Below are 5917 nucleotides of genomic sequence, written 5' to 3' on the forward strand. Positions count from 1 at the left end.
AGGAGTCCAAAATTCCAGAACTGGCATACTCGGGCCAAACGCGAAGGAGCGGGAAGGGGTTTCGAGCCAGCAGCAGTTTCCTTTCGGCTCAAACATAGCAAAAACCCCCGCCAAAACTGGCAGGGGTTTTTGAGGATTTGGAGCGGGAAAAGGGATTCGAACCCTCGACCCTCACGTTGGCAACGTGATGCTCTACCACTGAGCTATTCCCGCATCGTGCCGCCGAAAACGCGTTGTTGTTCGTCGGTGAGGCGGAATATAGCGTGTGACAGAATTCCTGCAAGCGCTTTTTCGCTGGGCTTCCTGAAGAATTTGCGTCACGCGGGGGAAATGCGTTGCGAGCCTTGCCTCGGCCCCGCGCCCGTGCCACATGAGAAGAGTATTGCGTCTGCCGCCCGCGTGGCGCGGACCTCGTTCATTTTTGGGAAGGGTTTTCCCCATGCAAACGCTGTTCGGCTCCTCGGCGGCTCCGGCCAATGCCCCGGCGGTGAAGGATGTCACCACGGCCACCTTTGTGACCGAGGTTATGGAAGCCTCGCGCGAAGCGGTGATCGTCGTCGATTTTTGGGCACCCTGGTGCGGGCCGTGCAAAACCCTAGGGCCGATGCTGGAAAAAGCCGTTGCCCAAACCAAGGGCAGCGTGCGCATGGTCAAGATCAACGTCGATGAAAACCAGCAGCTCGCGGCGCAAATGCGCGTGCAGTCGATCCCCACCGTCTACGCTTTCTTCGACGGTCGCCCGGTCGATGCCTTTCAGGGCGCACTGCCCGAAAGCCAGGTGCAGGCCTGGGTGAAGAAGCTCGCCAGCCTCGCCGCCGAAAATGACCCCGCCGCCCAAATCGTCGAGGCGCTGGCCCAGGCGAAGGAAGCCCTGGCCGAAGGTGATGCTGTCACGGCGCAAGCGATCTACGGGCAAATTCTGCAAGTCGAGCCGGAAAATGTCGAAGCCATCGCCGGCATGGGCCGGATGGCGCTGCTGGCCGGGCAGATCGATGTGGCGAAAGAAGTGCTGGCGCAGGTACCGAAAGATAAGCTCGGTCATTCCGACGTGCTGGCGCTGAAATCGGGGATCGAGCTTGCCGAACAAACGACGGAACTCGGCAGCCGGGCCGATTTGGAAGGCCGCCTTGGCCGCGACGCCAACGATCATCAGGCGCGCTACGATCTCGCGCTGCTGCTGTACGCTGAAGGCGATAAGCAGGGCGCGGTCGATCATCTGCTGGATCTCATCCAGCGCGACCGCGCGTGGAACGAGGAAGCCGGGCGCAAGCAGTTGCTGAAGCTCTTCGAAGCCTTTGGTTTCTCCGATCCGATCAGCGTGGCGGGGCGGCGGCGGCTCTCCACGCTGTTGTTCCGGTAAGCCGCGCGCGATGACGATTGCCTGGACGCCCGATACGCTGCCGGAAATCCTGCCGGTCTTCCCGCTCAGCGGCGTGCTGCTGCTGCCGGGCGGACGCCTACCACTGAATATCTTCGAGCCGCGCTACCGGGCGATGGTGGAAGATTGCCTGAAAACGCCCGACCGGCTGATCGGCATGATCCAGCCGCTCGATGCCGACGACCGTTCGCGCACTCCCGACCTGTACCGGATCGGTTGCGCCGGGCGGCTGACGTCTTTCGAAGAAACCGCCGATGGGCGCTATCTGATTACGCTCACCGGCGTGTCGCGCTTTGCCGTCGTGGAAGAGCTGGCGGCCCGCCGGGGTTATCGGCCCATGCGCGTCGATTGGCAGCCGTTTTCGCCCGATTTGGACGAGCAGGAGCCGCAGGATTTCGACCGGGCGCGGCTGTTGCGCGGCCTGCGCACTTACCTCAAACATCACGGTGTCGCGGCCGATTGGGGCTCGGTCGAACAGGCCCCCGATGACGCGCTGATTACGACGCTGGCGATGGTCTGCCCCTTCAGCGCGAGCGAAAAGCAGGCGCTGCTGGAAAGCGCCGATACCGAAGACCGCGCCTCGACCATGATCGCGCTGATCGAAATGGCCTTGATGGATAAGGATAGCTCCGGCCCCGATTTGGGGCTGCGGCACTAGAGAGGATAAATCCCATGACGTCCGTTGCCGATACCCTGGGTGTAGACCCGAAACTGCTGGAAATCCTCGTCTGCCCGGTCACGAAAACCCCGTTGCGGCTGGACCGTGAGCGGGCTGAGTTGATTTCCGACGCGGCCCATTTGGCTTTCCCCATCCGCGACGGTATTCCAATCATGCTGGTCGATGAAGCCCGCCCGCTGGACGATACGCTTTGACCGAGGCGCTCCCCTGGCCGACCGATCTGCTGCTATCGCCTGACCGGCGCAGCCTGACCGTGAGTTATGACGACGGCCAAGTGATAACCCTCGCCGCCGAATATTTGCGCGTCGAAAGCCCGTCGGCAGAAGTGCAGGGCCACGGGCCGGATCAAAAGCAACTCGTGCCGGGTAAAGCGAGCGTCGCCATTCGTAGCATCGAGCCCATCGGTAATTACGCCGTGCGCCTGGTGTTCGATGACGGCCACGATACTGGCATCTATTCCTGGCGCTATTTTCTGGAGTTGCACCGCTCGGAAGCGAACCTTCGGCAGGCCTATCTCGCGGCCTTGTCGGCGGCGGGGTTGAAGCGGTAGGGATGGAGAAGGGGAATCCCGAACCGCTCAGCGCTGCGCTCAAGGGCGAGTTGGAGGCGCTTGCGGCGCGTTCCGGCGATTGCATCGACACATCGGATATTCCAGAGGTCACAGATTGGAGCCAAGTCCAGCGGGGGCGCTTCTGCCCTACGAGACTTTATCCAGCGTCACTCCGCCTGAAATCGTCTTGAACCATTCCCCCACCGCCGCTTGCGTATCCGCCCCCGCATGCAGCCCGAGCTTCGAGCGCCGCCACAGCACGTCCTCTGCCGAGCGCGCCCATTCCACGTCGCGCAGATAGCGCAACTCGGCGTCATAGACGCCCTGGCCGAAATCCTGCCCTAGATCGGCGAGGCTTTGCGCCGCACCCAGCAGCCGGCGCGCCCGCGTGCCATAGGCGCGGCCATAGCGGTGGGCGAGGTCTTCCGGGAGGAAGGGATACTCGGCCTGAAGCTGCCGCAGGAACCCCTCGAAATCCGCCTTCGGAATATCGCCGCCGGGGAGCGGTGCGTGCGCGGTCCAGTTTTCGCCGAGGCCGTTGCTCACCGGCTTGCCGAGGGCGGGCAGAAGTTTATCCACCGCCTCCAGCGCGAGGCAGCGATACGTCGTGATCTTGCCGCCGAAAACCGACAGCAGCGGCGCTTCGCCTGATGGAGCGTCGAGATCGAGCGTATAATCGCGCGTTACGGCGGAGGCATTGGCCGCGGCATCATCGTAGAGCGGGCGCACGCCGCTGTAGGACCAAACCACATCCTGCGCTGAAATCTGCTTTTCGAAATGCGCATTGGCGATGGCGCAGAGATAGTCGGTCTCTTCCGGCGAAATGGCGACGTTCGACGCATCGCCGGTAAAATCATGGTCGGTGGTGCCGATCAGCGAATAGTTGCCCTCATAGGGGATCACGAAAACGATGCGCCGGTCGGCGTTTTTGCAGAATGAAAGCTTGGTCGCCGTCGTGCAGCTTCGGCACGACGATATGGCTGCCTTTGATAAGGCGCACGCGCTTATCGGTATTTTGCCCCAGGCGGCTATTGAGGATTTCCGAGACCCACGGCCCGCCCGCATTCACCAGCGCTTTCGCCGCCACCTCGAACCGGCTACCGTCCTCCCGCTCCAGGCTTGCGATCCAGCGCCCGCCCGCCCGGTGCGCATCGATCAGCTTCGTGCGCGTGTGGATTTTCGCCCCCCGCTCCTGCGCGTCGAGCGCATTCAGCACCACAAGGCGCGCGTCCTGCACCCAGCAGTCGGAATAGACGAAGGCTTTATCGAGCGCGGCTTTCGTGCCCTTGCCGAAGCGGTGGCGGCGCAGGCGGATGCCTTCGGAGGCGGGGAGCAGCTTCCGCCCGCCCAAATGATCGTACAGAAACAGCCCGAGGCGAATCATCCAGGCCGGGCGCAGGCCGGGGTTATGGGGCAGCACGAAGCGCAGCGGCCAGATGATATGGGGGGCGGCGCGCAGCAGAATTTCCCGCTCGGTCAAGGCTTCGCGCACCAGCCGGAACTCGTAATATTCGAGATAGCGCAAGCCGCCGTGAATGAGTTTTGAGGAGGCCGACGAGGTGGCCCGCGCCAAATCGCCCGCCTCGCACAGCACGACCGACAGCCCCCGTCCCACCGCATCCCGCGCAATGCCGGTGCCGTTGATGCCGCCGCCGACGACCAGGAGATCGGTTTCAAGCAGGGGGGCGGTTGCGGTCATGGCGAGTCTCATAAGTTCGTTTGGTGCGTTTCATCAGCATAATAGCGCTATGAATTTTCGTTTCAAGGTTCGTTTCCGGCGCCGGGCGCAAGGCTGCCGTGCCGAAACCGCCGTGAGGGATCACTCCTCTTGCCTTTTGTCGCCGAACCGGGAAAGTCTCGCCCATGCAGTTCACGCGCCTGCGCCTTGCTGGGTTCAAATCCTTCGTCGAGCCGACCGATCTCCTTATCGAGACCGGGCTGACCGGCGTTGTCGGCCCGAATGGTTGCGGCAAATCGAACCTCGTCGAAGCCCTGCGCTGGGTGATGGGCGAAACCTCCGCCCGCCAAATGCGCGGCGGCGAAATGGACGATGTCATCTTCGGCGGCACCACCAGCCGCCCGGCGCGCAATCACGCCGAAGTGCAACTGCTCATCGACAATAGCGACCGCCGCGCGCCGACCGCCTTCAACGATGCCAGCGAGCTTGAAGTGAGCCGCCGCATCGACCGGGGCCAGGGCTCGCAGTATCGGGTGAATGGCCGGGAATCGCGCGCCCGGGACGTGCAGATGCTGTTCGCCGATGCCGCGACCGGGGCGAATTCGCCGTCCTTGGTCAGCCAAGGCCGGGTGGCGGCGATGATTAACGCGCGCCCCTTCGAGCGGCGGGCGATTCTGGAAGACGCGGCGGGGATCGGCGGGCTCCAGGCGCGGCGCAAGGAAGCCGAACAGCGGCTGACCGGGGCCGAAACCAATCTGGCGCGTATCGACGATATTCTGTCCACCCTCACCCGCCAGCGCGAGGGGCTGGAAGGCCAAGCAGCCCAGGCGGCGAAATACCGCCAGCTTTCCGAAGCGATTCGCGCGGCGGAAACCGTGCTGCTGGCGATCCGCTGGCTCGACGCTAAACTCGGGCGGACCAAGGCGGCGGAAGCCCTGCGCCAAGCCGAACTCAAAGTCGCCGAATCCCTGGAGCGGGTCGCGGAACTCACCACCCTCGATATCGACCTGCGCGAGCGCCTGCCCGAGTTGCGGCACGAGGATGCCGAAGCCGCAGCATCCCTGCACCGGCTGCACGCGGCGCAAGGCGCGCTTGATGGCGAGGCGCAACGCTTGGTCGATCAAACCCGCGCCGTGCAAGAACGCCTCGCCCTGCTCGCCCGCGACCGGGAGCGCGAGGAAAGCCTTGCGGGGGACGCCGAAACCGCCCTCGCCCGCCTGACCGAAGAAGAAGAAAGCCTCGCGGAAAATGCCGCCGTCGATGCCGAACGGCTGACCGAAACCCTGGAGCTTCTCGCCGAGCAAGAGGCGGATTTAGAGCGCGCTGAAGCCGCCGTGCAAGCCGCCACCGAAACCCTGGCGAAAACCGACGCGCGAAGGGCGACGCTGGAGCGGCACCTCAACGAGCTTTCCGCGCGCCGCGCGCGCCTGTCCGCCGAGCAAGACAAGCTGCGCGGCGATCTTGCCGCCATCGACGCCGATCTCACCGGCCTGCCCGACGCCGAGGAACTGGAAAGCCAACTCGAAACCGTGATGGCGGCGGAAGACGAAGCCCGCCTTGCCGTCGCCAAGGCCGAGGAAGCCCAGCGCAAGGCCCAGGATGCCGAAGCCGAAGCCGGGCGCATGGTTCAGT

Annotated in this window: 7 protein-coding genes and 1 tRNA gene; 5 read left to right on the top strand and 3 right to left on the bottom strand. The window is 64.0% G+C overall.

The window, feature by feature from the left end; all coding sequences use genetic code 11:
* Positions 1-138 precede the first annotated feature (138 nt).
* A tRNA-Gly gene (locus tag VZ95_RS01775) sits at positions 139-213 on the bottom strand.
* A 226-nt stretch (positions 214-439) separates the two neighbouring features.
* On the opposite strand from VZ95_RS01775, the gene trxA reads away from it, so the two are divergent.
* The 4 genes from trxA to VZ95_RS01795 are packed head-to-tail and all read left to right on the top strand — an operon-like array spanning position 440 to position 2607.
* Positions 440-1360: a thioredoxin gene (gene trxA, locus VZ95_RS01780; RefSeq protein WP_045774352.1), complete on the top strand. Its 921-nt coding sequence runs from the start codon at positions 440-442 to the stop codon at positions 1358-1360.
* Positions 1361-1370: 10 nt separating this feature from the next.
* A complete protein-coding gene (locus VZ95_RS01785) occupies positions 1371-2036 on the top strand; it encodes an LON peptidase substrate-binding domain-containing protein (RefSeq protein ID WP_045774353.1) in 666 nt (221 codons plus the stop codon).
* Between the two features lie 14 nt (positions 2037-2050).
* On the top strand, positions 2051-2251 hold the full coding sequence (locus VZ95_RS01790; protein ID WP_045774354.1) for a Trm112 family protein: 201 nt from the start codon (positions 2051-2053) through the stop codon (positions 2249-2251).
* Positions 2248-2607 (top strand): gamma-butyrobetaine hydroxylase-like domain-containing protein, encoded by a 360-nt coding sequence (locus VZ95_RS01795; RefSeq protein WP_045774355.1) that lies wholly within the window; start codon positions 2248-2250, stop codon positions 2605-2607. The genes VZ95_RS01790 and VZ95_RS01795 overlap by 4 nt, the downstream gene beginning before the upstream one ends.
* Positions 2608-2754: 147 nt before the next feature.
* Here the strand turns inward: VZ95_RS01795 and VZ95_RS29610 are convergent, their stop codons facing one another.
* Together VZ95_RS29610 and glpD are read right to left on the bottom strand one after the other, a co-directional pair.
* Positions 2755-3510 (bottom strand): FAD-dependent oxidoreductase, encoded by a 756-nt coding sequence (locus VZ95_RS29610; protein ID WP_456297663.1) that lies wholly within the window; start codon positions 3508-3510, stop codon positions 2755-2757.
* Positions 3497-4306: a glycerol-3-phosphate dehydrogenase gene (glpD, locus tag VZ95_RS29615; protein ID WP_456297664.1), complete on the bottom strand. Its 810-nt coding sequence runs from the start codon at positions 4304-4306 to the stop codon at positions 3497-3499. The genes VZ95_RS29610 and glpD overlap by 14 nt, the downstream gene beginning before the upstream one ends.
* 164 nt (positions 4307-4470) lie before the next feature.
* Here glpD and VZ95_RS01805 point away from each other — a divergent pair.
* Positions 4471-5917: AAA family ATPase (locus VZ95_RS01805; RefSeq protein WP_045774356.1), on the top strand; the 1447-nt coding region annotated here is incomplete at its 3' end.

It is taken from the genome of Elstera litoralis, from assembly GCF_000963705.1.
In the GTDB taxonomy this organism is placed as follows: Bacteria; Pseudomonadota; Alphaproteobacteria; order Elsterales; family Elsteraceae; genus Elstera; species Elstera litoralis.

Bases quoted from the DNA above. Each gene is read 5' to 3' on its own strand.
- trxA (WP_045774352.1), top strand. From the start codon at position 440: ATGCAAACGCTGTTCGGCTCCTCGGCGGCTCCGGCCAATGCCCCGGCG.
- VZ95_RS01785 (WP_045774353.1), top strand. From the start codon at position 1,371: ATGACGATTGCCTGGACGCCCGATACGCTGCCGGAAATCCTGCCGGTC.
- VZ95_RS01790 (WP_045774354.1), top strand. From the start codon at position 2,051: ATGACGTCCGTTGCCGATACCCTGGGTGTAGACCCGAAACTGCTGGAA.
- glpD (WP_456297664.1), bottom strand. From the start codon at position 4,306: ATGACCGCAACCGCCCCCCTGCTTGAAACCGATCTCCTGGTCGTCGGC.